Origin of the sequence: Vibrio paracholerae (assembly GCF_037672085.1) — a bacterium.
Classification (GTDB): domain Bacteria; phylum Pseudomonadota; class Gammaproteobacteria; order Enterobacterales; family Vibrionaceae; genus Vibrio; species Vibrio cholerae.
In genome coordinates this window covers 2274325-2300000 of sequence record NZ_JBBHLM010000002.1, presented here as the reverse complement: position 1 = coordinate 2300000, position 25676 = coordinate 2274325, and the positions used below count along the sequence as shown (strand labels likewise).

General features: G+C 48.3%; 20 protein-coding genes, 1 tRNA gene, 2 rRNA genes and 1 pseudogene (1 of these 24 running past the window's edge). 15 read left to right on the top strand and 9 right to left on the bottom strand.

What is annotated here, in order from left to right; genetic code table 11:
- From R4537_RS15570 to nfsA, 5 genes and pseudogenes are all read left to right on the top strand, one after another.
- Positions 1-604, top strand: a 23S ribosomal RNA gene (locus R4537_RS15570); it begins 2283 nt to the left of the window's first position.
- A 129-nt stretch (positions 605-733) separates the two neighbouring features.
- Positions 734-849 (top strand): 5S ribosomal RNA (gene rrf, locus R4537_RS15565).
- A gap of 75 nt (positions 850-924) precedes the next feature.
- Positions 925-1001, top strand: a tRNA-Asp gene (locus R4537_RS15560).
- A 196-nt stretch (positions 1002-1197) separates the two neighbouring features.
- Positions 1198-1455: pseudogene (locus R4537_RS15555) on the top strand (DUF1904 family protein); the annotation flags it as partial.
- A 2-nt stretch (positions 1456-1457) separates the two neighbouring features.
- Positions 1458-2180, top strand: coding sequence for an oxygen-insensitive NADPH nitroreductase (gene nfsA, locus R4537_RS15550; RefSeq protein WP_001070280.1), 723 nt, complete (start codon positions 1458-1460; stop codon positions 2178-2180).
- Positions 2181-2214: 34 nt separating this feature from the next.
- Here the strand turns inward: nfsA and R4537_RS15545 are convergent, their stop codons facing one another.
- The 3 genes from R4537_RS15545 to rdgC all read right to left on the bottom strand — a co-directional run bounded on the left by R4537_RS15545 (position 2215) and on the right by rdgC (position 4937).
- On the bottom strand, positions 2215-2469 hold the full coding sequence (locus tag R4537_RS15545) for a YfhL family 4Fe-4S dicluster ferredoxin (RefSeq protein WP_001196281.1): 255 nt from the start codon (positions 2467-2469) through the stop codon (positions 2215-2217).
- 2 nt (positions 2470-2471) lie between these two features.
- Positions 2472-3872: a prephenate-dependent tRNA uridine(34) hydroxylase TrhP gene (trhP, locus tag R4537_RS15540; RefSeq protein ID WP_000211022.1), complete on the bottom strand. Its 1401-nt coding sequence runs from the start codon at positions 3870-3872 to the stop codon at positions 2472-2474.
- 150 nt (positions 3873-4022) lie between these two features.
- Complete coding sequence (gene rdgC / locus R4537_RS15535) at positions 4023-4937, bottom strand: recombination-associated protein RdgC (protein ID WP_071179592.1); 915 nt, start codon at positions 4935-4937, stop codon at positions 4023-4025.
- Positions 4938-5172: 235 nt separating this feature from the next.
- Between rdgC and phoB the strand changes: the two genes are divergently transcribed.
- The 3 genes from phoB to R4537_RS15520 are packed head-to-tail and all read left to right on the top strand — an operon-like array spanning position 5173 to position 8159.
- Positions 5173-5862 (top strand): phosphate regulon transcriptional regulator PhoB, encoded by a 690-nt coding sequence (gene phoB / locus R4537_RS15530; protein WP_000091117.1) that lies wholly within the window; start codon positions 5173-5175, stop codon positions 5860-5862.
- Positions 5863-5883: 21 nt separating this feature from the next.
- Complete coding sequence (gene phoR, locus R4537_RS15525) at positions 5884-7185, top strand: phosphate regulon sensor histidine kinase PhoR (protein WP_000230249.1); 1302 nt, start codon at positions 5884-5886, stop codon at positions 7183-7185.
- Positions 7186-7190: 5 nt separating this feature from the next.
- Entirely contained in the window at positions 7191-8159 is a 969-nt protein-coding gene (locus R4537_RS15520) for a PstS family phosphate ABC transporter substrate-binding protein (RefSeq protein WP_113594488.1), read from the top strand.
- Between the two features lie 67 nt (positions 8160-8226).
- Here the strand turns inward: R4537_RS15520 and ppx are convergent, their stop codons facing one another.
- Together ppx and ppk1 are read right to left on the bottom strand one after the other, a co-directional pair.
- On the bottom strand, positions 8227-9729 hold the full coding sequence (gene ppx / locus R4537_RS15515) for an exopolyphosphatase (RefSeq protein ID WP_071179593.1): 1503 nt from the start codon (positions 9727-9729) through the stop codon (positions 8227-8229).
- Entirely contained in the window at positions 9710-11815 is a 2106-nt protein-coding gene (ppk1, locus tag R4537_RS15510) for a polyphosphate kinase 1 (RefSeq protein WP_071179594.1), read from the bottom strand. The genes ppx and ppk1 overlap by 20 nt, the downstream gene beginning before the upstream one ends.
- A 198-nt stretch (positions 11816-12013) precedes the next feature.
- Here ppk1 and R4537_RS15505 point away from each other — a divergent pair, with 198 nt between their 5' ends.
- Genes R4537_RS15505 through phoU form a run of 4 tightly spaced genes read left to right on the top strand, consistent with a single transcriptional unit; the run spans position 12014 to position 17440 of the window.
- Positions 12014-14209, top strand: coding sequence for an ABC transporter permease subunit (locus R4537_RS15505; RefSeq protein ID WP_071179595.1), 2196 nt, complete (start codon positions 12014-12016; stop codon positions 14207-14209).
- A 9-nt stretch (positions 14210-14218) separates the two neighbouring features.
- Positions 14219-15865 (top strand): phosphate ABC transporter permease PstA, encoded by a 1647-nt coding sequence (pstA, locus tag R4537_RS15500; RefSeq protein WP_071179596.1) that lies wholly within the window; start codon positions 14219-14221, stop codon positions 15863-15865.
- A gap of 2 nt (positions 15866-15867) precedes the next feature.
- Positions 15868-16689 (top strand): phosphate ABC transporter ATP-binding protein PstB, encoded by an 822-nt coding sequence (gene pstB / locus R4537_RS15495; protein WP_000286626.1) that lies wholly within the window; start codon positions 15868-15870, stop codon positions 16687-16689.
- A 40-nt stretch (positions 16690-16729) separates the two neighbouring features.
- On the top strand, positions 16730-17440 hold the full coding sequence (gene phoU, locus R4537_RS15490; protein WP_000924201.1) for a phosphate signaling complex protein PhoU: 711 nt from the start codon (positions 16730-16732) through the stop codon (positions 17438-17440).
- Between the two features lie 60 nt (positions 17441-17500).
- On the opposite strand, the gene ppk2 is transcribed toward phoU, so the two are convergent.
- The 3 genes from ppk2 to R4537_RS15475 all read right to left on the bottom strand — a co-directional run bounded on the left by ppk2 (position 17501) and on the right by R4537_RS15475 (position 20208).
- The gene (ppk2, locus tag R4537_RS15485) at positions 17501-18277 is read right to left on the bottom strand and encodes a polyphosphate kinase 2 (RefSeq protein WP_001086039.1); all 777 of its coding nucleotides are present in this window, start codon (positions 18275-18277) and stop codon (positions 17501-17503) included.
- Positions 18278-18500: 223 nt separating this feature from the next.
- Complete coding sequence (locus R4537_RS15480) at positions 18501-19265, bottom strand: copper homeostasis protein CutC (protein ID WP_071179597.1); 765 nt, start codon at positions 19263-19265, stop codon at positions 18501-18503.
- 337 nt (positions 19266-19602) lie between these two features.
- Positions 19603-20208: a peroxiredoxin C gene (locus tag R4537_RS15475; RefSeq protein WP_000244647.1), complete on the bottom strand. Its 606-nt coding sequence runs from the start codon at positions 20206-20208 to the stop codon at positions 19603-19605.
- 221 nt (positions 20209-20429) lie between these two features.
- Here R4537_RS15475 and R4537_RS15470 point away from each other — a divergent pair, with 221 nt between their 5' ends.
- The 3 genes from R4537_RS15470 (at position 20430) to aceA (ending at position 24999) form a co-directional block, all read left to right on the top strand.
- Positions 20430-21335, top strand: coding sequence for a hydrogen peroxide-inducible genes activator (locus R4537_RS15470; RefSeq protein ID WP_071179598.1), 906 nt, complete (start codon positions 20430-20432; stop codon positions 21333-21335).
- Positions 21336-21918: 583 nt separating this feature from the next.
- Entirely contained in the window at positions 21919-23556 is a 1638-nt protein-coding gene (aceB, locus tag R4537_RS15465; protein WP_000026573.1) for a malate synthase A, read from the top strand.
- 129 nt (positions 23557-23685) lie between these two features.
- Positions 23686-24999, top strand: coding sequence for an isocitrate lyase (aceA, locus tag R4537_RS15460; protein WP_071179599.1), 1314 nt, complete (start codon positions 23686-23688; stop codon positions 24997-24999).
- A 152-nt stretch (positions 25000-25151) separates the two neighbouring features.
- On the opposite strand, the gene R4537_RS15455 is transcribed toward aceA, so the two are convergent.
- Positions 25152-25601, bottom strand: coding sequence for a CBS domain-containing protein (locus tag R4537_RS15455; protein ID WP_000598452.1), 450 nt, complete (start codon positions 25599-25601; stop codon positions 25152-25154).
- Positions 25602-25676: the final 75 nt, after the last annotated feature.

The following is a 25676-nucleotide window of genomic DNA, read 5'->3' as shown; positions in this document are numbered from 1 at the left end:
ACGGTTGGACATCGTGAGGTTAGTGCAATGGCATAAGCCCGCTTAACTGCGAGAATGACGGTTCGAGCAGGTGCGAAAGCAGGTCATAGTGATCCGGTGGTTCTGTATGGAAGGGCCATCGCTCAACGGATAAAAGGTACTCCGGGGATAACAGGCTGATACCGCCCAAGAGTTCATATCGACGGCGGTGTTTGGCACCTCGATGTCGGCTCATCACATCCTGGGGCTGAAGTCGGTCCCAAGGGTATGGCTGTTCGCCATTTAAAGTGGTACGCGAGCTGGGTTTAGAACGTCGTGAGACAGTTCGGTCCCTATCTGCCGTGGGCGTTGGAAGATTGAAGGGGGCTGCTCCTAGTACGAGAGGACCGGAGTGGACGAACCTCTGGTGTTCGGGTTGTGTCGCCAGACGCATTGCCCGGTAGCTAAGTTCGGAATTGATAAGCGCTGAAAGCATCTAAGCGCGAAGCGAGCCCTGAGATGAGTCTTCCCTGACGGTTTAACCGTCCTAAAGGGTTGTTCGAGACTAGAACGTTGATAGGCAGGGTGTGTAAGCGTTGTGAGGCGTTGAGCTAACCTGTACTAATTGCCCGTGAGGCTTAACCATACAACACCCAAGGGGTTTTGTAGTGGACTCAAAGCTAAGCGCATAAGAATGTGTTGAGAGAACGAAGACAGCTTTCCAGAATTGTTGGTTATCACTTTTTAAGAAAAAGTGAAATCAAAAAGAATTTTGCTTGGCGACCATAGCGTTTTGGACCCACCTGACTCCATCCCGAACTCAGAAGTGAAACGAAACAGCGTCGATGGTAGTGTGGGGTCTCCCCATGTGAGAGTAGAACATCGCCAGGCTTTAACTTGTTGTTTTTAGATGTTTAAGAAAAATCTAAAGGCAAAAAAAGTAGACGAAATGTCTAACCAGACAGCGGAGCGGTAGTTCAGTCGGTTAGAATACCGGCCTGTCACGCCGGGGGTCGCGGGTTCGAGTCCCGTCCGCTCCGCCACTTATTACGAAACCCAGTCTTAGGACTGGGTTTTTTGCTTTGTAGATAAAAGTTCCGTTATCTCGGTTATTCAAACCTTCTAACTCTCTTATTCTGCTTCTTGAGCCCTTAGAACAATGGTTTATCCTTTGTTTTTTGTATGACTCGCACCTCTCCATGCTGGCTGTTATGATGGCAAAAAAGGAGAAAATCAGTCATGCCTCATTTACGTTTTCGCGCAGTAGAAACGCATATCGTTGAATCGCTAGTCCCTACCTTACTCAATGAGCTTTCCTCTCTACTCAGTACTTCTCGAAATACTTTTACCTTTGAATTGATTAATACCCAGTATTTCGCCGAAGGAGAGATTTATCCCATGGTGGAAGTATTGTGGTTTGGAAGAGAACAGCAGACTCAGGATCAGATTGCACAGGTGATTACTGATCAGATACGTCAGTTACTTTCTGAGGAGGCCGCATGAATCCTGTTATTGATACCATACTTAGCCATCGTTCTATTCGTGCTTTTACCCAAGAGCCTATTTCTGCAACGCAACTTGAGACGATCATTGCTTCTGGTATTGCAGCTTCGTCATCCAGCTTACTGCAAGTGATCTCGGTGATCCGAGTGACCGATGGCAGTATGCGTGAGCAATTAGCAAAGCTTGCTGGCAATCAAGCTTATGTGGTGAGTGCGGCTGAGTTCTTAGTGTTTTGCATTGATTATCAGCGGCACTATGCATTGAACCCAAATGTAAAACCTGAATTCATGGAGCTCACTCTAATCGGTGCTGTGGATGCGGGGATTATGGCGCAAAACTGTTTGTTAGCGGCAGAGTCGATGGGGTTGGGTGGTGTCTACATTGGTGGTTTACGTAATTCACCGAATGAAGTCGATGCTTTGCTTAACCTGCCCCCTTATACCGCCGTATTGTTTGGTATGTGCTTGGGACATCCAGCGCAGGATCCTGAGTTAAAACCGCGCTTGGCTCCGAAGGTGATCTTGCATGAAAACCACTACCAGCCTTTGAATAAAGAGGATGTCGCAGAATATGACCGTACCATGGTTGAGTATTACCAAAAACGTTCCGGTAATCCTAAACAGCAGGGATGGTCTGAACAAATTACCGCTAAGCTTTCTGAAGAGTCTCGGCCATTTATGCTCAGCTATTTGCAGCGTAAAGGATTAGCTCTGAAGTAATAAAGAATCCCAGCACTTGGCTGGGATTTTCGATTTACGCGAGCCCCTGAATTACCACGAACTTTTCGAGTAGTTGCTCTTCGGTTTCGCGATGGGCAGGATCGGTGATGATGCAGTTGCTGATGGGACAAACCGACTGACACGTCGGTTTGTCATAATGCCCTTTACATTCAGTGCATAAATCGGGATTGATCTCATAGATCTTATCACCCATTGAAATCGCACTGTTTGGGCACTCTGGCTCACACATATCACAGTTGGTGCATTTGGCGGTAATCAGTAGCGCCATAATTACTTGCCTGTTGGATTACGGGTATCCTGCCCTTGTACTAGGTTACGCATCAGTAGTGCGTAGCTGAGATCCAATTCTTCCGGAACTGGAATGTAAACAAAGTGACCGTTGCCTTTGGCATCATCTGTTGCTTCACCTTTGCGGTTTTCCATCGCTTCTAAAGTGAAGATGACATTGCCTTTTGGCGTCATCAGCTCAAGGCTATCGCCAAGTATAAATTTGTTTTTTACTTCCACTTCGGCCATTGCGCCGCGGCGTTTACCGGTAAATTCACCCACAAACTGTTGAGTGTCGGAAACCGAGTAGCCGTAGTCGTAGTTTTGGTAAGCATCGTGCGTATGGCGACGTAAGAAACCTTCGGTATAGCCACGGTGCGCCAAGCTTTCTAGGGTAGTCATCAGGCTATCATCGAATGGCTTGCCCGCTACCGCATCATCAATCGCTTTACGGTACACTTGCGCGGTACGTGCGCAGTAGTAGAAAGATTTGGTACGGCCTTCGATTTTCAGTGAGTGCACACCCATTTGAGTTAGGCGCTCAACATGCTGTACTGCACGCAGATCTTTGGAGTTCATGATGTAGGTGCCGTGCTCATCTTCAAAGGCGGCCATTTTCTCATCAGGACGATGGCTCTCAGAAAGCAGTACGACATCATCAATCGGTTTGCCGGCCCCAATGGTGGTGTCTGGACGTTCATTTTGAACTTCGATGGCTTGCGCAGCATTAGGGTCAAACTGTTCAACGATCTGACCTGCTTCATCTTCTTTTGCTGCTTCAACTTTGTATTCCCAACGGCATGCGTTAGTGCAAGTACCTTGGTTTGGATCGCGCTTGTTGATGTAACCAGACAGTAAGCAACGGCCGGAATAAGCCATACATAGAGCGCCATGTACGAACACTTCAATTTCGGTATTCGGGCATTTTTCGCGGATCTCTTCGATCTCTTCTAAAGAGAGCTCACGAGAAACAATTACACGCTCAACGCCTTGTGAAGCCCAGAATTTCACCGTTGCCCAGTTCACGGCATTCGCTTGTACCGACAGGTGGATCGGCATGTGCGGGAACTCTTCACGAACCATCATGATAAGGCCAGGGTCAGACATGATGAGCGCATCAGGCCCCATATCAATCACTGGCTTAAGGTCGCGGATAAAGGTTTTCAGCTTAGAGTTGTGCGGCTGAATGTTACACACGACATAGAATTTTTTTCCCAGTGCGTGGGCTTCATTAATGCCGATTTGTAGGTTTTCGTGGTTGAACTCATTGTTACGCACGCGCAGGCTGTAACGAGGTTGGCCGGCATATACCGCATCTGCCCCGTAGGCAAAAGCGTAGCGCATATTCTTCAGGCTGCCCGCAGGTGAAAGGAGTTCTGGAACAAAGGTTTTTGGCGTTGTCATTGCTTGCTTCTCTTACAATCTGATCTCAAGTCAGGCCAATACCACCTGATGGTATTGGAAAGGGCGCAAATTTTACGTCAAAAACCCTACTCTGCATAGTGAAACTCTCACCACCTCATTTACGCCGAGGTGGTGAAATTGAGTCCACGCTTAGGTTTCAGGGTGAGGCAGGCCACCTAATGCATTGAATAGATCAGGTAGGAAGACCGACATTTCTCCGCACAGCAGGGAGAAATCGGCATCAAGACGCGCCGCGCGATCTTCGCGTGGGATATCATCATTCTGCTCTTTAAGTTCATCGCTGTACGCTAGGCGCTTGATGCTGCAATCTTCCGCGAGGACAAAACGAATTCGGTCTTGCCAGTTGATCGCCAGCTTGGTGACCACTTTATTGGCTTGAATGTGGCTCAGGATTTCATCGCTGCTCAGCTCTTGTTTTTTGCAGCGAATGGTGGCGCCATCATCGAGTAACGATTTGAGCTCTGCTTCTTCCATCAGGCTAAAGCCTTGGGGCAGATTGCCATCTTTAACCCATTGCGTCAGCGTCGTTTCGACCGCTATTTCAGGAATAGCAGGCACCACTGGCAAGCTACCCATGGTTTTACGCAGTAGCGCGAGCACATCTTCGGCTTTTTTGTAGCTGCCTGCATCGACTAGAATTAAGCCTTCGGTTGGCATGATCAGCACAAACGTGAGTTGGCTTTTGCTGAAGGCGCGTGGCAGTAAATCGATGACGATGTCTTCTTTCAGCGCGTCTTTTTCTTTTTTCTTCAGTGGGCGGCCTTCTTCGGCTTCCATCGCTTCGACTTTGGCATTGAGCGAATCTTTGATCACCGAAGCGGGGAGCATTTTTTCTTCACGTTTCGCACAGGCTAAAATGCGGTTTTCACTGACGTGGGTCATCATGTCGCCGTGTTTACCCAGTGCGGAAACCCAGCCAAACTTCTGTTTATCTTGACTGCCGCAAGGCGTAAAACGAAATTCGGCCAGCTGTTTTTCCAGCTGATCGGCATTGAAGTTAACCTCGCGATTAACGCGATACACCATACAGTTTTTAAACCACATTGTTGTTTTCCCTTGGTTAGAAAGCCAGACATGATAGGGGAAGATGCTGAGAAAGTCTTACCCCGAATGCAAAAAAGAGGCACATCTTCCAGTTGTTACTTTGCTTTGCTTAAGAGGTTTGGATATATGAATTTCGCCTGAACCTTATATGAAAATTTGTTTGCAAAGGTCACAAAAGTGTCATAAACATTTCCCATAATGCATGGCGTTGGTGAAAAACAAAGGTTAATCAATTATGTCTAGAAGGATTCTGGTTGTTGAAGACGAAGCACCGATTCGTGAAATGTTGTGTTTCGTGCTTGAACAAAAGGGCTATCAGGCGGTTGAGGCTGAAGATTATGATTCGGCGATGAGTAAGCTGGCTGAGCCTTTTCCTGATCTCGTCCTGCTTGACTGGATGTTGCCTGGTGGTAGTGGCATCAACCTCATCAAGCATATGAAGCGCGAAGAGATGACGCGCAACATTCCTGTTGTGATGCTCACTGCCCGTGGTGAAGAAGAAGATAAAGTTCGCGGCTTAGAAGTGGGCGCGGATGATTACATTACCAAACCGTTTTCACCTAAAGAGTTGGTTGCCCGTTTAAAAGCGGTGATCCGCCGTGTCACTCCGACGGCGTTGGAGGATGTGATTGATGTTCAAGGTTTGAAGTTAGATCCGGTTTCACACCGTGTGACCGCTAACGATCAGCCGTTGGACATGGGACCGACTGAGTTCAAGATGTTACACTTCTTCATGACACACCAAGAGCGTGTGTATAGCCGAGAGCAGCTACTCAATAATGTTTGGGGCACCAACGTGTATGTGGAAGATCGCACGGTAGACGTCCACATTCGTCGTCTACGTAAAGCCTTAGAAGACGCTGGACATGATAAGCTGATCCAGACGGTGCGCGGCGCGGGGTATCGTTTTTCAACCAAAGCCTAAGAGGGTGTAGAACAAATCAGTATGGTTGAACGTTTAACATGGAAAAAGCTGGCTTGGGAGCTGGCTTTTTTTTACTTGCCATGGGTTGTGGTGGGATGGATTTTCGGAAGCATGCCGTGGCTGCTGTTGGCAGCGACGGCTTTGCAGCTTTTCTGGCATTTGAATCATCAAATTCGCCTTTCCGCTTGGTTGTGGGATGAAAAACGTCTCACCCCACCTTCTGGAACCGGGAATTGGGAGTCGCTGTTCAATGGCATTTATCGCTTGCAGCAGCGCCATCGTAAAAAACGCAAAGAACTGACCAATCTTATTCGCCGTTTCCGTAATGGTGCGGAATCGCTTCCCGATGCGGTGGTGGTGTTTCGCAGCGAAGGCAATATCGTCTGGTGTAACCGCCTTGCGCAGCATTTGCTGGGTTTTCGTTGGCCTGACGATGCTGGGCAGCCTATCTCGAACCTGCTGCGTACGCCGGACTTTATCAAATACCTCAAAAAAGATGACTTTACGGATCCGCTCGAAATGCGTTCGCCGCTCAATAGCGATCGCATGCTGGAACTGCGGATTGTGCCGTACACCGAGGGTGAACACCTGATGGTGGTGCGTGATGTCACTCAGCTTAAACAGCTCGAAGGCATGCGCCGTAATTTCTTTGCTAACGTCTCCCATGAACTGCGTACACCGATGACGGTGCTGCAAGGTTATCTGGAAATGACCGAAGATCCGGATGTGCTCGCGGGCCCGATGTGGAGTAAAGCCCATGGTGTGATGACCGAGCAGCTCAACCGGATGAATAGCTTGGTGAACCAACTGCTGACGCTCTCGAAAATTGAAGCATCACCGATGGTCGAACTCGATCAAGTCGTCGATGTGCCAGCCATGTTAGAAGTGTTAGAAAAAGAAGCAGTGAGCCTTAGTGGTGAGGCGCAGCATAAGCTGCATTTTGAGGTGGATAAGAGCCTTAAGGTTTTGGCGGATGAAGATCAGCTGCGCAGCGCGATTTCGAATCTGGTGTATAACGCGGTTAAATATACCCCGCCGGGCGCGCAAATTGATGTGCGTTGGTATCGCACTGGCAAAGGCGCTTGCCTCGAAGTGGAAGATAAAGGCGAGGGGATCGAGCCGCAACACTTACACCGTTTAACGGAGCGTTTCTATCGCGTCGATAAAGCCCGCTCTCGTGATACGGGCGGTAGTGGTTTGGGACTCGCGATCGTGAAACACGCGCTTGCACACCATGACACGCATTTGGATATCTACAGTAAAGTCGGTGTCGGCAGTAAGTTTTCGTTTGTTTTACCTAAGCGGTTGGTGGCGAAAGGATGAGCCGCATGCTAAGTCGCGTTGGTTGGTTGAGTTCATTGGTTTTGGTTTCATCTACCGCTTGGGCCTTGGATGAAGCGCTGCCACACTATGAAAAAGTCAGCGGTATTTCGGGCAGCCTATTGTCGGTCGGCTCGGATACGCTGGCGGGCATGACCACGCTGTGGGTGGAGGAGTTTCAAGCCTATTACCCTGCAGTCAATGCGCAAGTGCAAGCCTCGGGTTCGGCAACTGCGCCGCCCGCGTTATCAGAAAGCACGGCGCAGTTTGGCCCGATGAGCCGCCCAATGCGCAGCAGTGAAATTGCCGCGTTTGAAGCTATGCACGGCTACAAGCCAACCGCATTGCGTGTGGCGATTGATGCGGTCGGGATTTTTGTGCATCGAGATAATCCGATCAAGGGGCTGAACTTCCAGCAACTGGATGCGATTTTTTCCGCCACATTGCGCTGTGGTGCCACTCAGCCGATTGTCACTTGGTCGCAGCTTGGTCTGCCTTATGATTGGGCAAAGCGCAATATTCAACTGTTTGGTCGCAACTCGGTATCCGGTACCTACGGCTATTTTAAGCAAAACGCGCTGTGCCAAGGGGATTTCCAGAACCGAGTCAATGAGCAGCCGGGCTCGGCTTCGGTGGTGCAGTCGGTTGCCTCTTCAATCAATACGCTCGGTTATTCAGGGGTGGGTTATCGTGTTTCTGGGGTGAAGCTGCTGCCGATTGCGCGTGAAGGGAATGACTATGTTGAGCCAACTCAAGCCAATATTCTGTCGGGAGCGTACCCGTTATCGCGTTATTTATACGTGTATGTGAATAAAAATCCTAACCGAGATTTGTCGCCGATTGAGCGCGAATTTATTCGCTTTATGTTTTCACGGCAGGGACAGGCCTTGGTTGCGAAAGATGGCTATTTGCCGATTACGGCGCTGGTGGCAGAGCAAGAGTTAGCCAAAGTTGGCATTGAGCCCATCATCGACTGAGTGATGAAATGAAAAACGCCCAACTTGAGTTGGGCGTTTTTCATCGAATTGCAGTGACTAGGCTGGCTTAAAACAGCAGTTGCCAGCCGACTTCACGCCAGTATTCTTGCTCTGTTTGTAAGTCAGCATGCAACAACTTATTGTTTTCCAGCCAATCTGGCTGTTCACACTCCAATCTCCACTCATCATCTTTGGCGGATAGGGTCAATGGTGGTAAAGGATCGTCGTTGCGTTGTCCATTAACCACAATCGCCAGTCGTAGGACTCGAATTAAGCCAATAATGTGCTTTTTCTTAAACAGGCTAAAGTCATCCAGCTCATTCAATTTCAGTGATTTTCGTTGGAAACGAGCCAAATTGGAGAGCACGAGTTGTTGTTCGCTGTTGAAACCTGCCATGTTGTTATGACGCAAAATATACGCGGAGTGACGATGAAAGCCTTGTAAGTTAATGCTCAGCCCTACTTCATGTAGTAAAGCGCCCCATTCGAGCAGGTCACACAGCTCACTGCCTTCTGGTAATCCCAACTCATTGGCGACTTGCGCCAAGAATTCACGCGCGTGACCTTTGACTTTGGCGGCATGCTCTAAATCGACCAGATGTTTGGCGGCCAGATTTTCAGTGGTGCGCAAACGGATATCGGAATACTTGAAGCGATCTTCCATCTCATACAGCAGACCTTCGCGCAAAGCGCCATCCGAAAAATGCATCTCTTTGATGTTTAAACCATGGAAGATCGCGGAAAGAATGGCAACACCCGCAGCAAACACGGGTTTACGATCATCGGTTAAGCCGGGCAGTTGTAAATCATCAATGCTGTCCCATTCACACAGCTTTTCAATTAACTTGCTCAGGCGCTCAAAGGTGATGAGTCCATCTTCATGACCTTGTCCGATTAACACTTCATGAATCGCTTTGATGGTACCGGAAGAACCAAACGCCATTTGCCAACCTTTCTTACGGTATTTGCTGGCAATGGATTCTAATTTTTGCTCACTGGCGACAATCGCTTGGGCAAAGTTTTTGCGTGATAGCTTGCCGTTGGCAAAGTAACGCTCGGTAAAGTTGACGCAGCCCATCTGCTTACTGTTGAGCAGCTCTGCTTCAAAGCCTTTGCCGATGATCATTTCCGTGCTGCCGCCGCCAATATCCACTACCAGCATAGAGTCCGCTTGGGGTTGGGTATGGGCAACCCCCAGATAAATCAACCGGGCTTCTTCAGAGCCCGGAATGATTTCAATTGGAAAAGGCAACACTTCGAGAGCGCGTTGAATGAACAGATTGGCATTTTTTGCTTGGCGCAGAGTATGGGTTGCGGCAATACGTACATTACACGGCTCAAAGCCTTGTAAGCGTTCAGCAAACATCGCCAAACACTCTAAACCTCGTTGGATCGACTCTTCATCGAGATTTTTTTGTTCATCCAAGCCCGCAGCAAGACGAACACGCTGCTTATGGCGGCTAATCAATTGGAGATCTTGATCGACCACCTTGGCGACCACCATATGAAAACTGTTCGAACCCAGATCAATGGCAGCGATTTCTCTTGCGTTACTGACTACTGTTGTCATTCGTTTCTTGTTGCCCTTTTGCTTTACGAGTCTGCTTCTCGACATTCTTAAGATAGTCGTAAATGGCAATCTGAGAGCGTACTTTTCTGCGATTACCGCGCTCTACGTACTGATTACTCATCTCTTTGTCGATGCGACGCGCTTTGACCGTATCAATGAACTGAATATTAAGGATATCAATGATACGCTGTTTGAGTCGTTCGTCACGAATTGGAGCCATGACCTCAATTCGGTGATCTATATTGCGCTCCATCCAGTCTGCCGATGAGATAAAGACCTGTGGATTGCCATCATTATGCACCACTAATACTCGAGGGTGTTCGAGGAAGCGGTCAATAATACTGATGATCTCAATATTGTCACTGACGCCTTCCACACCGGGGACTAAAGAGCACATACCGCGAATGATCATACGGATTTTGACTCCTGCGGCACTCGCACCATACAGCTTATTGATCAATCCCTTATCAACGAGATTGTTCACTTTAAGGGTGATGGCGGCTTTTTTACCCGCCTTGGCGTTGGCGATTTCACTATCCAGTAAACGATAAATTTGGGTACGTGAGTTACGCGGCGATACGATCAGGTGGCTAAACTTGACGGGGCGGAATGGGTTTTCAATGTAACCAAATACGGCACGGACCTCGGCGGCGAGCTCTTGGTTGGCGGTGAGCAGGGCAAAGTCGGTGTAAATGCGCGCCGTACGTTCGTGGAAGTTGCCGGTACCAATGTGCGCGTAACGAACGAATTCATCCCCTTCTTTACGGGTAATAAGCAGAAGCTTGGCGTGAATCTTCATTCCCGGCACACCGAAAATAACGTGTACGCCCGCATCGGTCAGAATGCGTGACCACTCGATATTGGCCTCTTCATCAAAACGAGCTTGCAGCTCAACCACCACCACCACACGTTTGCCGTTATGCACCGCATCGACCAGCGAGTTCATCAATTTGGAGTCTTTGGCTACGCGGTAAATGTTGATTTTGATGCTGACGACTTTCGGATCAAAAGAGGCTTGGCGCACAAGTTCCGTCATGTGCTCAAAGCTGTGATAAGGGTAGTGCAGTAAAATATCTTGCGCGCGAATCGCATCAAATGCATTGGCATAGCCTTCAAAGTCAGCACAAGTCATCGGAGGCAAGGGTTTGTTTTCTAAATAATCTCGGCCGACATTGGGGAAAAAAATAAAGTCTTTAAAATTGTGGTAACGCCCGCCGGGGATCAAGCTGTCATAGTGAGAAATTTTCAGCTTGTAGCATAAGAATTTGAGCATGGCTTCAGGCATGTCGCGCTCATACACAAAGCGCACCGGAAGAGCGGTTAAGCGCTGGCTTAAGCCTTCTGACATCTGCTCAAGCAAGCTGTATTCGACTTCGTGGCGCAAATCGTACTCGGCATCGCGGGTCATTTTCATCGCGTAACCGTTGAGTGTATCGTAGTCGTAAAAACCGCGGAAAATCTCATCCAGACAGAGACGAATAATGTTATCGAGCAGAATAATGGTTTTACGCCGTTTGCCTTTTTGCTCAGGCAGCATGACAAAGCGCGGCAACTGGTCGGTTGGGATCTCGATCAGCGCGTATTTAAATTCATCGCCACTGCACATTTCGACCGCAATGTAAGCGTATTCGTCTTTTAAAAACTGCATGACATCAATGTCATCACGCAGCATGATAGGGGTGACATGCGGCAGCACTTCTTTGTGGAAATACTTTTTCACCCACTTGAGTTGGATTTCATCGAGTTGCGTTTCGTTGACTAAGAAAATGCGCCGTCTGGCCATTTCTAAAATCAATTCGTTGTAGAGGTTATCGAAGTCTTGGTTGAGTTTGAGGGCTTTGTTTTGCATGCGTGAGAGGAGGTGTTTGGAGATATCATTGCCACCCCGTTCTCGATTGATCAAGATTTGTCGTTTTACGTCAGAGAATCTCACCTTATAAAACTCATCGAGGTTATTGGAAAATATCCCCAAAAAACGAATCCGCTCAATCAGCGGTACGGTTTTATCCGCCGCTTCTTGTAGTACGCGCTCGTTAAATGAGAGCCAACTGAGTTCCTTGTCGATGTACAGCTTATCCGCACTCATACTTTACCTTATGCCGTTTTGAGTTGACGTTTTCATCATTAAAGAGCTGCAAACTAAGTGATTTTTGTGACACTTTTATTGCAGTGCCTTTAGTGTCATAGAGTTGTTTTGATTTCAGTAATTTATTGCGATCTGTAATATAATTGTCACCCAACCGCAATATTATGACACTCCCCAAAACTATAGGTAATCCCAAGCATGGTCAGACAGCCATTTTCATTGAAAGAACGTGATCGCGCGCGGTTAGTGAAAGACCGTGTGGTGCGTTTTGCAGTGACTTGTGGTGGCGTCAGTGTGTTGGGGGCTTTGGTATTGATTTTTATCTATTTATCCATGGTTGTGGTGCCACTGTTTGGCGATGCGAAATGGCGTGGCGATATTGTGGTTAAGCCGATCTCGATACCAACTCCGCTGTTTATGGCAGTTGGTGCTTACGGTGAAAATGCGTTTTTGATGTCGAATGACGGAGTTGGGCAGTTTTGGTCATTACGATCCGCCAGCGATCAACCTATTCAGACCCAATCGTTAGGCTTTACGCCTGTATTGTGGGCACAAACACCCGCTGCTCAAGGCTGGTTTGCCTTGGTAGGTCAGGATAACCAAGTGGCTGTTGTGCATCCGCAGCTCTCCCATTCAATGACAACGCAGGGGCGTGAGTTCACCCCGAGCTTAGAACGTTTAGCCTTGCCGGAAGCGTTCCGCTTAAGTGAGCAGCCTCTGCAACAATTCGCTTTTGCCTTGACTGCGGAAGAACTGATTTTTGCCACGTACGATAATGCGCAGCAGATCCAGATTTTGCGTTTGGATCGCGCGACGCAACAAGAGAGTAGCCGTCTGAGTTTGAGTGTCCCGTTCAGCAATCTCAGCCAGTTACTGCTCACTCCGGATGGTAAGACTCTGTATTTACGTACCCAATCAGAGCTCGTCGTCGCATTACTGGATAAGCAGGGTTATCAGATCCGCGAAATCGTCGATCTCAATGAAGGAGATAACCGTCATCAAGTCACGCAACTCTATTTGTTATCAGGGGCGTTCTCTTTACTGGCGGTGCACGAAGATGGTCTGGTGTCACAATGGTTTGATGTGCTGCGCGATGGTCAGCGTCATTTAACCCATATCCGCAATTTTAAGCTCGCCTCAGAAGTGCAGTTTTTGTTGCCCGACACCAACACGAAAGGTTTCTACAGCTTCTATCGCAATGGCACTTTGCAAAGCCATTACACCACGAGTGAAAAGTTGGTGCTGTTTGAGCGTGCTTATCAACGAGCGCCACAGTTGGTGGCGATGTCAGAGAATCAAGCGTATTTGGCGAGTTATGACCAAGGGAAAATTCGGTTAGCGCAGGTGGAAAACCGAAACCCTGAAGTCTCCTTTTCTGCGTTATGGCAAAAAGTGTGGTACGAAAGTTACCCAGAGCCAGAGTTTGTTTGGCAATCTACTGCAGCAACGGACGATTTTGAAGCTAAGTTTAGTTTAGTGCCGATTGCTTTTGGCACCTTAAAAGCCGCTGCCTTTGCCATGTTGTTTGCGATGCCGATTGCGGTCTTAGGGGCGATTTATACCGCCTATTTTATGACGCCTTCGATGCGGCGCGTGGTGAAACCGACCATTGAATTGATGGAAGCCCTACCCACGGTGATTATCGGTTTTCTTGCGGGGCTATGGTTTGCACCGTTTGTGGAGAGCCATTTGCCAGCGGTATTGGCGCTGATGATTTTGTTACCGCCTTCAACCATAGTGCTCGGGTTCATTTGGTCGCGCTTACCCAAAGCTTTGCTGCGCCGTATCCCCAGTGGTTGGCATGCGCTGATTTTAATCCCAGTGTTGATTGGTATATCAGCCCTGATTCTGTATTACAGTGGTGAGCTGGAAAACGCTCTGTTTGCGGGTGATCTGCGCGTGTATTTAGCGCAGCACGGTATCGGTTACGATCAGCGCAATGCGCTTGTTGTTGGTTTTGCGATGGGGTTTGCGGTGATCCCAACCATTTTTACCATTGCGGAAGATGCGATTTTCTCAGTGCCGAAACATCTGTCAGATGGCTCTTTGGCGCTAGGGGCGACACCATGGCAGACCTTGATTTATGTGGTGCTGCTTACGGCAAGCCCTGGGATATTTTCGGCGATCATGATGGGGCTTGGGCGTGCCGTCGGTGAGACCATGATAGTGCTGATGGCCACGGGCAATACCCCGTTGTTGGATTGGAATATTTTTGAAGGCATGCGAACCTTATCGGCAACGATTGCCGTTGAACTGCCGGAATCGGAAGTGCAAAGCGCCCATTTCCGTGTCCTATTTTTGGCCGCACTGCTGCTGCTGACCTTTACGTTTGCAGTGAATTCCCTAGCGGAATGGGTACGCCAACGGCTACGAGAAAAATACCGTTCTTTATGATGGAGCAATATGTTGAATTGGTTTAAATCCGGTGCTCCGTGGATCTGGCTGACAGGAGGAGCCGTCAGCGTCAGCTTGATTGCTGTACTTGGCCTATTACTGGTGATTGGTTGGCGTGGCTTAACCTATTTCTGGCCAGCGCCCTTGCTTCAATGGCAAACCCCCGATGGAAAAACCGTGGTGGGTCAACTGTACGCTCGTGAAAGTGTGCCGGTTAGCCATTTAAAAGAGATGAATTTACCGCTACCAGAAAAAGTGCAAGCGGCAGGGTTGGCGACACGGCTTAATATCAAAGTCGCTAATCGAGATCTATATGGGTCTGATTTTATTGCTTTACTTGAGTTTGAAACCGAATTTAAAGGCGCGCCACAAGGTTGGGCGGTGATTGAACGCAGTCGGGGAGGGCAACTGTTTGGTAAACCGCTTCGCTTCGATTCTGCGACTGGCGAGCTGGATCTGCCGCTAGAACGCCATTTGCGTCAAGCATTGTTAGAGGCTGAAGCCATTCGCGGTCAAGTGGATACGATGGTTGAACAGCAGGTGCGGGTGATCAGTAGCCAGTTAGAAAAGTTGCGCTTGGAAAAACGCCGTAAGCAATTGAATAACCAGCTCAGTGATGAGTTTTTACAACACTACGTGTTAAGTAAAAGCCGTTTAGAGAAAGAGCTCGCACAGGTTCAAACTGAGTTAGATGCGCTCCGTGCGCCTTTAGAAAAGCAGTTTTTATATCTTGTTGATATGCAAGGAGAGACCGTCTCCGTCCCGCTGAGTGAAATCTTGGATTTCTGGTATCCCAATGATATGAATTTTGCTCAAAAACTCGCGGAGTGGGGCAAGCAAGCGTGGCGTTTTTTATCGGAATCACCACGGGAGTCAAACTCGGAAGGGGGCGTGTTTCCGGCCATTTTTGGTACGGTGTTTCTGGTGATCATCATGTCGATCATCGTCATGCCTTTAGGCGTGATTGCGGCTATCTATCTGCATGAATACGCACAAGAGGGCGCGTTCACGCGGATTATTCGGGTGGCGGTGATCAACTTGGCGGGCGTGCCCTCCATCGTATATGGGGTGTTTGGCCTCGGCTTTTTTGTTTACACCATAGGCGCTTCAGTCGATAACCTTTTTTATGCTGAGCGTTTGCCGACTCCGACCTTCGGGACTCCTGGGTTGCTGTGGTCTGCTCTGACGTTAGCCGTGTTGACGCTGCCTGTGGTGATTGTGGCGACGGAAGAAGGGTTATCGCGCATTCCTATTTCGGTGCGTCATGGATCATTAGCACTAGGCGCTACCCAGTTTGAAACCATTTGGCGTATTGTGCTACCGATGGCAAGCCCTGCGATCATCACCGGATTGATTTTGGCGATCGCCCGCGCAGCCGGTGAAGTGGCTCCGCTGATGCTGGTCGGTGCGGTGAAATTGGCTTCCAGTTTGCCTGTGGACGGGGAATTTCCCTTCATCCATCTTGAACGCAAATTTATGCACTTGGGTTTCCACATTTACGATATCGGTTTTCAAACCAACAATATTGAAGCGGCGCGGCCACTGGTGTACGCCACTTCATTTTTATTGGTCACTGTGATTGTGGCGCTCAACTTAACTGCGATCAGTATTCGTAATAACTTACGCGAAAAATACCGAACTTTGGGGCAAGACTAGTTATGTACTCCGCCAATCCTACTTTGGGCTACTATGTACCGCCGCTGGACGTGAATAATCTTACCGATCAGCAGACGGCGATTTCGATTGAGCACTTAAGCCTGTATTACCAGCAAAGTCGTGCCTTGAGTGATATTTCCATGCGTATCCCCAAAGGTCAGGTTACGGCGTTTATCGGCCCCTCCGGCTGTGGTAAATCGACGCTTTTGCGCTGCATTAACCGGATGAACGATCTGGTGGAAGGAACGCGTGTTGAAGGTGAGGTGAAATTGCATGGCAAAAACATCTATCATCCGGATGTGGATGTGCCAACGCTGCGCCGCCGAGTCGGGATGGTGTTTCAGCGCCCGAATCCCTTTCCGAAATCGATTTATGAAAACGTGGTGTATGGACTGCGTTTGCAGGGGATTAAAAATAGTCGTGCGTTAGATGATGCGGCGGAGCAATCTCTGCGTGCAGCAGCGTTATGGGATGAAGTTAAACATCGTTTGCACGAAAATGCATTTGGTTTATCGGGTGGGCAGCAACAACGTTTGGTGATTGCCCGAGCGATTGCGATTGAACCTGAAGTCTTGCTTCTTGATGAGCCAACCTCAGCGCTTGATCCTATCTCGACCTTGACCATTGAAGAGCTGATTCATGAGCTTAAAACCAAATATACTGTGGTTATCGTTACACATAACATGCAGCAAGCGGCGCGCGTGAGTGACCATACGGCTTTTATCCATATGGGCAAGCTAATTGAATATGCAGATACGGATTCTATTTTTACTTCACCATTAAAAAAACAAACCGAAGACTACATTACAGGGCGTTACGGTTAACCGTTTTGGCTTTCTGTTCCTTTTGGAATAAGGATTTATCATGTTGTTAGGCAGACATATTTCTGGTCAATTTAACGTTGAGCTAGAATCAATTCGTAATCAAGTATTGACCATGGGCGGCTTAGTTGAGCAGCAACTGACCTTAGCCATGCAAGCTTTGCATGAAGATGATGAAAAACTGGCGCGCCGTGTGATTGCCGACGATCACAAAGTCAATGCGATGGAAGTCTCGATTGATGAAGCCTGTACTCGGATTATCGCCAAGCGCCAACCAACCGCTAAAGACTTGCGCCTAATTATGGCGATCATCAAAACCATTACCGATCTGGAACGGATTGGGGATTCTGCGACTAAGATGGCTTATATCGCGATTGAGCGTCCTCCAGCTAAGCAGCAGCAGTTTCAGGTCTCGCTTGAGCCTTTGTGCCGTCAAGCCATCGGTATGCTACATCAAGTGCTCGATGCCTTTGCACGGATGGATGTGGAAGCGGCTGCAGATATCTACAAGCAAGATGACCGACTAGATAAAGAGTATGAGGCTGTAGTGCGGCAGCTGATGACCTACATGATGGAAGATCCGAAAAACATTCCACATATTCTGCAAGTTATCTGGTCGGCGCGTGCGATTGAGCGAGTTGGCGATCGCTGTCAAAACATCTGCGAATACATCATCTACTTTGTTAAAGGTAAGGATGTGCGCCATCTTGGCGATCAAGGGATCGACGATGTGCTAAAAAAGCCGAGTTTGTAAACGCGGCACTATGCGTCAACTTGCCGCTTAGAGCGGCAAGTTCGTTGAGTATATAGGTTCTTAGTAACGTTGCGGGACAAAGGATTGATCTTCAATCGGTGGCCGTACGTAACCCTGTTTATTGATTTCCGGTAGAGTGATCGGTGCATGCTCAATCTCTTGATACTCAACACTACTGAGTAGGTGGCTGATGCAGTTGAGGCGAGCGCGCTTTTTATCATCTGAAGGCACTACCCACCAAGGACAGTGCTTGGTATCGGTGTAAGCAAACATCTCATCTTTAGCTCGCGAATAGGCGGCCCAACGCTGACGAGACTCGAGATCCATTGGGCTGAATTTCCAGCGTTTGAGTGGTGTATTGATCCGCTCGATAAAGCGTCGCTCTTGCTCTTCATCTGATACTGAAAACCAGTATTTGAGTAAGATGATCCCAGAACGTTGCAGCATGCGTTCAAATTCAGGGCAAGAGCGCAGAAATTCTTGATACTCTTCATCGCTGCAAAAGCCCATCACCTTTTCGACTCCGGCACGGTTGTACCAACTGCGGTCAAACAAGACTATTTCACCAGCGGCCGGAAGATGGGCGACGTAGCGCTGAAAATACCACTGAGTTTTCTCTTTTTCAGTTGGCGCTGGCAGTGCGGCTATGCGGCAGACCCGCGGATTGAGTTTCTCGGTGATGGTTTTGATCACCCCACCTTTTCCCGCGGCATCGCGTCCTTCAAAAATGACCACTAGTTTGAGCTTTTCTTGTTTTACCCACTCTTGCAGTTTGACTAGCTCAATTTGCAGCAGCTCTAATTCACGTTCGTAGACTTTCTTATCCAATTTCGCCATCGCATTCTCTCCTTTGCTAGGTTAAGCATAGCAGTGAGAGCGGCGAAGTTCCGTGGCGGATGATCGTATTTTCCCCTTCCTAGTTGAAGCTGCAGCGGTGTTGGCTACGTTCGTTCACCCCAATCACAGTGTTTATCTATGCTTATGGGTGGGAACGCACTTTGTAGTGGTACAGTAAATTTGGCCGCCTACCTGCAACGCCAAGTCGTTTGGGTATACATCATTAATGTAGGACAGAATTGAGTGCCGCCAGAGCGTGTACGGTTTGCTGTAACGCATCGCGGCTGGTAACAGGGATAATAAAATCATCACAGTCCGCCGCGCCCATTTTGCTCTCCGAGCGAATAAACTGCATCTCGCTCGGACGCGTGGTTTTTGCGGATAAATGCAGCTCACTGACCCCGGTGGCTAACGCAATTTCAGCCACATTCTGCGCATTGACTCCTGCGCCTGCCATGATTGAAATGCGCCCAGCACTCTGTTTGACCAGTTGCGCTAAACGTTCAATACCCAGATAAGCGTTGCGCGCCAAGCCTGAGGTCAAAATGCGTTCACAACCGAGCGCAATGATCTCTTCTAACGCGTGTTCAGGGTTTACACAGTGGTCAAATGCGCGGTGAAACGTCACGCCTAACCCGAGGGAGTGGGCAAGTTCGACTAAAGGTTTGCTGCGTTTCACATCAATCGTACCATCGGCATTGAGTAACCCTAGTACCACACCTTGTAAGTTTGCTTGATGCGCCATGCGAATATCCTGCGCCATGATGCTGAGTTCATCATCATGATAGAAAAAATCCCCTTCTCTTGGTCTTATCATGGCGTAAACCGGAATCGGTGACACTCTACCTGCGCTGTACATCAACCCGGCGCTAGGGGTTAATCCACCTAGCGCAAGGGATGAACAAAGCTCAATACGGGTTGCGCCTCCCGCGATGGCGTTATGCAGGGATTCAATATTGTCGATACAGACTTCAACTTGATATTTCATCAGGTTAACTCCGGTTGGATAAAGGAAATGGCAGTATCATAGCAGCAGACATCGCGCAGAATGCACAAGAATAGGGGTAAAGTTTAAGACCCAGATTACCTATTTATCCCCTTCCTACTTGAAGCTGCAGGAGGGATATCCCATTCCTGCTGCTGCTTAGCGGCCACTACATAGCAAGTCATCTCGTTTAAGTGTGTGACAGATTCGGTGAAATGAAGAATAGAAAAAGCCCAAAGCAGTGCTTTGGGCTTTTGATGACTTTACTTCTTAACTGATTGGCGTAGCGTTTTCGCTTTATTATTTCCAACCACCCGTGTTGAGCGCGGGGTTAAGAGTCTTATTTTAGGTCAGCTGAGTATTGAGACAGGAATGCTGCAACGCCTTTTGGAGATGCTTCCATACCTGCTTTGCCTGCTTCCCATTGTGCTGGGCACACTTCACCGTGAGTTTGGTGGAAGTTCAGTGCGTCAACCATACGTAGCATTTCGTCGATGTTACGACCCAGTGGCAGATCGTTCACTACTTGGTGACGAACCATGCCTTCTTCGTCGATCAGGAATGAACCACGGAAAGCCACGCCAGCTTCTGGGTGCTCTACATCGTAAGCTTTACAGATTTCGTGTTTAACGTCTGCAACCAGTGGGTATTTCACTTGACCGATACCGCCGTTTTCAACAGCAGTGTTACGCCATGCGTTGTGAGAGAACTGAGAGTCGATAGAAACACCGATCACTTCTACACCTTTAGCAAGGAAGTCTTCGTAACGGTTGTCGAAGGCAATCAGTTCAGATGGGCAAACGAAAGTGAAGTCTAGTGGGTAGAAGAAAACAACCGCTTTCTTACCTTTTGTAAATTCTGCGAAGTTGAAGTTATCAACGATTTCACCGTTACCAAGAACAGCAGCTGCAGTAAAATCAGGGGCTTTGCGACCAACTAGTACCATTTTTTTGCTCCTAAGCAATTTTGTAAGTACTGAACTATGTGCGTTGAGTTCATAATTCAGTCCGTGAATAACGGGGGAAAGTATAGTACAAAATAGACAAAGTAAAAAATGAATTAATTAGATTAAGTTAATCGAAAAAAGCGATAAACCTTGGTAAGGTCAGTCACGCCTAGGAGGCATGATGTTTTAGACGCATTTTTTGATGAGAGGATGGAAGTTGTATGAATAAATGGCCAAGCCTCAAGCAGTTATCTTATTTGGTGACACTTTATGAAACCCGCCATTTTAGTGAGGCGGCTGAGCGCTGCTTTGTCAGTCAATCGACCTTAAGTAAAGGCATTCAAAACCTTGAAGAGTTGATCGGCTGCTCCTTGTATGAAAAGCAAGATAAGAAAAGTCCTCTGGTATTTACTCGAGTCGGAGAGTTGGTGGTTGAGCAGGGACGAGAATTGCTCGCCAAGGGACAAGATTTAGTGGAACTTGGCAAACTTTGCCAAGGTGGCACTATGGAAGGGCAATTGCGTTTGGGTTGCATTCCAACCATTGCGCCCTTTTTGTTGTGTGATTTAGTCCAAGAGATTAACCAGCGTTATCCCAAATTACACTTATTGCTGCGCGAAGATACTACGGCAAATCTGCTCTCCGCCTTGCGCAGTGGTGAGTTGGATGTGTTGATCCTCGCCTTGCCCGTCGATATTGGCAACATGGAGAGTTATGTGGTGGGGCAAGATCCGTTTCGTATGGTGATTAGCCGTAACCAAGTCAATCAGATCCGGGTGCCGATTCGTTACGCCGATCTGCCCGACGAGTCGGTGTTCCTACTCGAAAACGAGCACTGTTTAACTGAACATGCCGTATCGGCTTGTAAGCTCACCGATAAAGAGAAGATTAATCCATTTACCGCGACCAGTTTGCATACCTTAGTGCAAATGGTGGCCAATGGCTTAGGTACCACTTTTATTCCGCAAATGGCCATCGACCACGGTTTGCTAGATAACCAAAATCTGGTGGTGATCGACCCTCCTGGACAAAAAGCTTACCGAGAAATCGGCCTAGTGTGGCGTCCAAGTTCTTCCCGAATTCACACTTTTCGCCAGTTAGCTGAGATAGTGGCTGAGCTGTTATAGCGATTGGTCGTAGTGATAATTCCGCTATGGACTAGTGAAAGCGCATTGTCAACGATGCGCTTTTTAGCATTTTATGCGGTTAGTGATTTTTTAATTGTGAAATTTCACAAGTCAAAATTGGTGGGGCTTTCATAAAATTGCAAATATTCACAATGTGAATTTTACATATGCTGACCATAACGCTGTTTTAATTACAGACGATGGGTTCCGCTCTAAGCCAGTCATTCCGACCTTTTATACCGTAAGGATAAATTTAAACACTTGTTTAAGTGCTATTTTTAATGTCAAGTTTAGTGTAATTAAATTACGTAATAACTTACGGATTTTGGTGTGTGATTTGTATGGAGGTGGCAACCGAATAAAACTTCGAATTTAACCTGGGGTTAACTTTTACCCTTTCTTGTTGGTGCTTTGTAGGTTAAGGTTTATTGGCGTTGTTAAGACTTATGTCTAGTGCTCGGAGTCTTGCAAAAGTGCGCAATTTAAGTGACTTTAAATCACAACGGATAAGCCAACTGAATAATGAAAATTTGTAGTTTTAAAGTTACAAATGTTCTTGGTGAGTGTTTCAAGGAAGGAATTTATGTCAATCAATACTGCTGAATTAACCCAACACACCACGGAAACCCAAATCACCCAAAGCAAGCTTGCTGTGGTGGGTACCCTTTCACCCGAACATCAAGCGATTTTCCCTGTCGAAGCCCAAACTTTTTTACAGCAACTCTGTGAGCGCTTTGCACCGCGAGTTGATGAATTACTGACCTTGCGTGAACAAAAACAAACGCTTATCGACCAAGGCCAGCTACCTGATTTTCTTCCCGAAACCAAAGATATCCGTGAAGGAAGCTGGAAGATTCTCGGCATTCCAGACGATCTGCAAGATCGCCGCGTAGAGATCACGGGGCCAACCGATCGCAAAATGGTAATTAATGCACTGAACGCGAATGTGAAAGTCTTTATGGCTGACTTTGAAGATTCGATGTCGCCCGCGTGGGATAAGGTGCTGGATGGGCAGATCAACCTGCGTGATGCGATTCTGGGGAGCATAAGCTATACCAATCCAGACAATGGCAAGCGTTATGAGCTCAATGCCAACCCAGCGGTGCTTATCTGCCGCGTGCGCGGTCTGCATCTCAAAGAAAAACATGTCACCTACAACGGCTTGGCGATTCCCGGTTCACTGTTCGATTTTGCGCTCTATTTTTACAACAACCATCGCGCACTATTGAAAAAAGGCAGTGGCCCTTATTTCTACCTACCTAAGCTGCAAGCTTATCAAGAGGCGCAGTGGTGGAGTGACGTGTTCCATTTCACGGAAGATTATTTTGGCTTAGACACAGGCACCATCAAAGCAACGGTGTTGATTGAAACTCTGCCTGCGGTATTTCAGATGGATGAGATCCTCTTCTCACTCAAAGAGCACATTGTCGGTCTGAACTGTGGACGCTGGGATTATATTTTCAGCTACATCAAAACCTTGAAAAAGCATCCCGACCGCGTATTGCCGGATCGCCAAGTGGTGACCATGGAGAAGCCTTTCCTCAATGCATATTCCCGTTTGTTGATTTACACCTGCCATAAACGCGGCGCGTTTGCGATGGGCGGGATGGCGGCGTTTATTCCAGCCAAAGATCCTGCGGTCAATGAGCAAGTGCTACAAAAAATTCGCGGCGACAAAATGCTTGAAGCGACCAATGGCCACGATGGCACTTGGGTTGCTCACCCCGGTTTAGCGGATACCGCGATGGCGGTGTTTAACGAAGTGCTTGGTGAGCGCAAAAACCAACTCAATGTGAGCCGGATGGCCGATGCTCCGATAACCGCGGCCGAGCTATTGGCACCTTGCGATGGGTCACGCTCTGAGCATGGCATGCGCCACAACATTCGCGTTGCGTTGCAATACATCGAAGCATGGATTTCTGGTAACGGTTGTGTGCCGATCTACGGCTTGATGGAAGATGCGGCGACAGCGGAGATTTCACGCGCTTCGATTTGGCAATGGATCCAACACGGTAAAACGTTAGATAACGGGCAAGTGGTCACTAACGAACTGTTTCGCGACTACCTCAAACAAGAGATTGAGGTGGTGAAAAGTGAAGTGGGTGAGTCCCGTTTTGCACAAGGGCGTTTTACTGAAGCGGCCGAATTGATGGAGCGCTTAACGACCAGCCAAGAGCTACCGAATTTCTTAACCATACCGGGCTACGACTACTTGCCGTAGACCTCTATAACACCAGTAAGGTGAAAAAACACCAGTAACGTGAAACCACTTTACGATCAGCGAGCGCAGTACTGATCGAACAAGGAATCGAGCTGCCAACAGGCAACCAATATACAAGAGGGATAGATTATGACACTGACTCGTCGCCAACAAATTGAAGCACTAGAAAAAGATTGGGCAACCAACCCACGCTGGAAAAATGTGAAACGCACTTACACCGCTGAAGAAGTGGTGAGTTTGCGCGGCTCGGTTGTACCAGCCAATACCATCGCCCAACGTGGTGCAGACAAACTGTGGGAACTGGTGAATGGTTCCGCGAAAAAAGGGTATGTGAACTGTTTGGGCGCACTCACTGGCGGCCAAGCGGTGCAACAAGCCAAGGCGGGCATTGAAGCGATTTATCTCTCTGGCTGGCAAGTTGCGGCAGATAACAACACCGCAGGCACCATGTACCCAGACCAATCTCTCTATCCAGTCGATTCAGTACCTTCAGTGGTACGCCGCATCAATAATGCGTTTCGTCGCGCTGACCAGATTCAGTGGTCAAACGGCAAATCACCACAAGATGAAGGCGGAATTGATTATTTCCTACCGATTGTGGCGGATGCCGAAGCCGGTTTTGGTGGCGTACTCAACGCTTATGAGTTGATGAAATCCATGATTGAAGCGGGCGCCGCTGGCGTTCACTTTGAAGACCAATTGGCTTCGGTGAAAAAATGTGGCCACATGGGCGGCAAAGTGTTAGTCCCGACTCAAGAAGCGGTGCAAAAACTGATTGCAGCACGTTTGGCTGCAGATGTTGCAGGCACGACTACGTTAGTGATTGCTCGCACCGATGCTAACGCCGCCGATTTGCTCACTTCAGACAGCGATCCGTACGATGCCGATTTCGTGACCGGTGAGCGTACTTCCGAAGGTTTCTACCGTGTACGCGCGGGCATTGACCAAGCGATTTCTCGCGGCTTGGCTTACGCACCTTACGCAGATTTGGTGTGGTGTGAAACCGCGAAGCCGGATCTGGAAGAAGCGCGTAAATTCGCAGAAGCGATTCATGCACAATACCCAGATCAACTGTTGGCTTACAACTGCTCACCTTCGTTCAACTGGGAAAAGAATCTCGATGCGAAAACCATCGCCCATTTCCAGCAAGCGCTATCGGATATGGGTTACAAGTACCAGTTCATCACGTTAGCGGGCATTCACAACATGTGGTTCAACATGTTTGAGTTAGCGCACGCTTACGCGCAAGGCGAAGGTATGCGTCACTATGTCGAAATGGTACAGCGTCGCGAATTTGAAGCAGCATCCAAAGGTTATACCTTCGTGGCGCACCAACAAGAAGTGGGGACGGGTTACTTCGATAAGATGACCAACACCATTCAAGGCGGTAGCAGTTCAGTGACAGCTCTGAAGGGCTCAACCGAAGAAGATCAATTTCACTAATCGATAATCCACCATTCTGTGCGAACCTTGGCGGCCGAATGGCCGCCTTTTTTAGGGTGAGCGTTTACTCTGTTTGAGTATGGCTATCCCATTCCTACATGCCGCTGCAAATCGCTTAGCCGAGCCGAGAATGAATCGGGTGATGGCTTGGCTTATTGCTCCTCATCCAATTCATCGGGTTCACTCTCTTCCTGAAGCTCAAGCAGATTGATCGCAATTGTCACGAAATCACTGTCGGTAATGATCCCAACTAACACGTCTTTGGCGACGACAGGCAAACAGCCAATTTTGTGTTTTTGCATGTAAATTGCGCTTTCTTTGAGCCCCGCTTGCGGCGCGACGCTCGTAACATCGGTGTGCATCACCTCAAACAGCGGAGTTTCGAAGGCGAGAGAATCGCCTTGGGCACTGCGCTGTAAGCTGGATTCCTGAGCCGCCAACAAATCGCGTTGGCTGACGATACCCAGCAGCTTTTTATTCGCATCCACAATCGGTACGTGGCGAATATCCAGCGCCTCCATAAGATGTTTCGCATCGTTGAGCGTGTGAGTCCGCAATAAGGTGTGCGGGTGACGCGTCATCATGTCTTCAACTTTGATCATAGCCAACTCCTTTCTGCGCAGAGAATCATCAGATCTGGGGTCTCTAACCCCTTTCCCCATTAACGCTTTCTCATA

Excerpts from the sequence above, each read along its gene's own strand:
- R4537_RS15475 (WP_000244647.1), bottom strand. The coding sequence starts at position 20,208 with ATGGTACTAGTTGGTCGCAAAGCCCCTGATTTTACTGCAGCTGCTGTT.
- pstA (WP_071179596.1), top strand. The coding sequence starts at position 14,219 with ATGTTGAATTGGTTTAAATCCGGTGCTCCGTGGATCTGGCTGACAGGA.
- ppk2 (WP_001086039.1), bottom strand. The coding sequence starts at position 18,277 with ATGGCGAAATTGGATAAGAAAGTCTACGAACGTGAATTAGAGCTGCTG.
- rdgC (WP_071179592.1), bottom strand. The coding sequence starts at position 4,937 with ATGTGGTTTAAAAACTGTATGGTGTATCGCGTTAATCGCGAGGTTAAC.
- phoR (WP_000230249.1), top strand. The coding sequence starts at position 5,884 with ATGGTTGAACGTTTAACATGGAAAAAGCTGGCTTGGGAGCTGGCTTTT.
- R4537_RS15455 (WP_000598452.1), bottom strand. The coding sequence starts at position 25,601 with ATGATCAAAGTTGAAGACATGATGACGCGTCACCCGCACACCTTATTG.
- aceA (WP_071179599.1), top strand. The coding sequence starts at position 23,686 with ATGACACTGACTCGTCGCCAACAAATTGAAGCACTAGAAAAAGATTGG.
- nfsA (WP_001070280.1), top strand. The coding sequence starts at position 1,458 with ATGAATCCTGTTATTGATACCATACTTAGCCATCGTTCTATTCGTGCT.
- ppk1 (WP_071179594.1), bottom strand. The coding sequence starts at position 11,815 with ATGAGTGCGGATAAGCTGTACATCGACAAGGAACTCAGTTGGCTCTCA.
- R4537_RS15520 (WP_113594488.1), top strand. The coding sequence starts at position 7,191 with ATGCTAAGTCGCGTTGGTTGGTTGAGTTCATTGGTTTTGGTTTCATCT.
- R4537_RS15505 (WP_071179595.1), top strand. The coding sequence starts at position 12,014 with ATGGTCAGACAGCCATTTTCATTGAAAGAACGTGATCGCGCGCGGTTA.
- ppx (WP_071179593.1), bottom strand. The coding sequence starts at position 9,729 with ATGACAACAGTAGTCAGTAACGCAAGAGAAATCGCTGCCATTGATCTG.
- phoU (WP_000924201.1), top strand. The coding sequence starts at position 16,730 with ATGTTGTTAGGCAGACATATTTCTGGTCAATTTAACGTTGAGCTAGAA.
- pstB (WP_000286626.1), top strand. The coding sequence starts at position 15,868 with ATGTACTCCGCCAATCCTACTTTGGGCTACTATGTACCGCCGCTGGAC.
- trhP (WP_000211022.1), bottom strand. The coding sequence starts at position 3,872 with ATGACAACGCCAAAAACCTTTGTTCCAGAACTCCTTTCACCTGCGGGC.
- R4537_RS15470 (WP_071179598.1), top strand. The coding sequence starts at position 20,430 with ATGAATAAATGGCCAAGCCTCAAGCAGTTATCTTATTTGGTGACACTT.
- phoB (WP_000091117.1), top strand. The coding sequence starts at position 5,173 with ATGTCTAGAAGGATTCTGGTTGTTGAAGACGAAGCACCGATTCGTGAA.
- aceB (WP_000026573.1), top strand. The coding sequence starts at position 21,919 with ATGTCAATCAATACTGCTGAATTAACCCAACACACCACGGAAACCCAA.
- R4537_RS15545 (WP_001196281.1), bottom strand. The coding sequence starts at position 2,469 with ATGGCGCTACTGATTACCGCCAAATGCACCAACTGTGATATGTGTGAG.
- R4537_RS15480 (WP_071179597.1), bottom strand. The coding sequence starts at position 19,265 with ATGAAATATCAAGTTGAAGTCTGTATCGACAATATTGAATCCCTGCAT.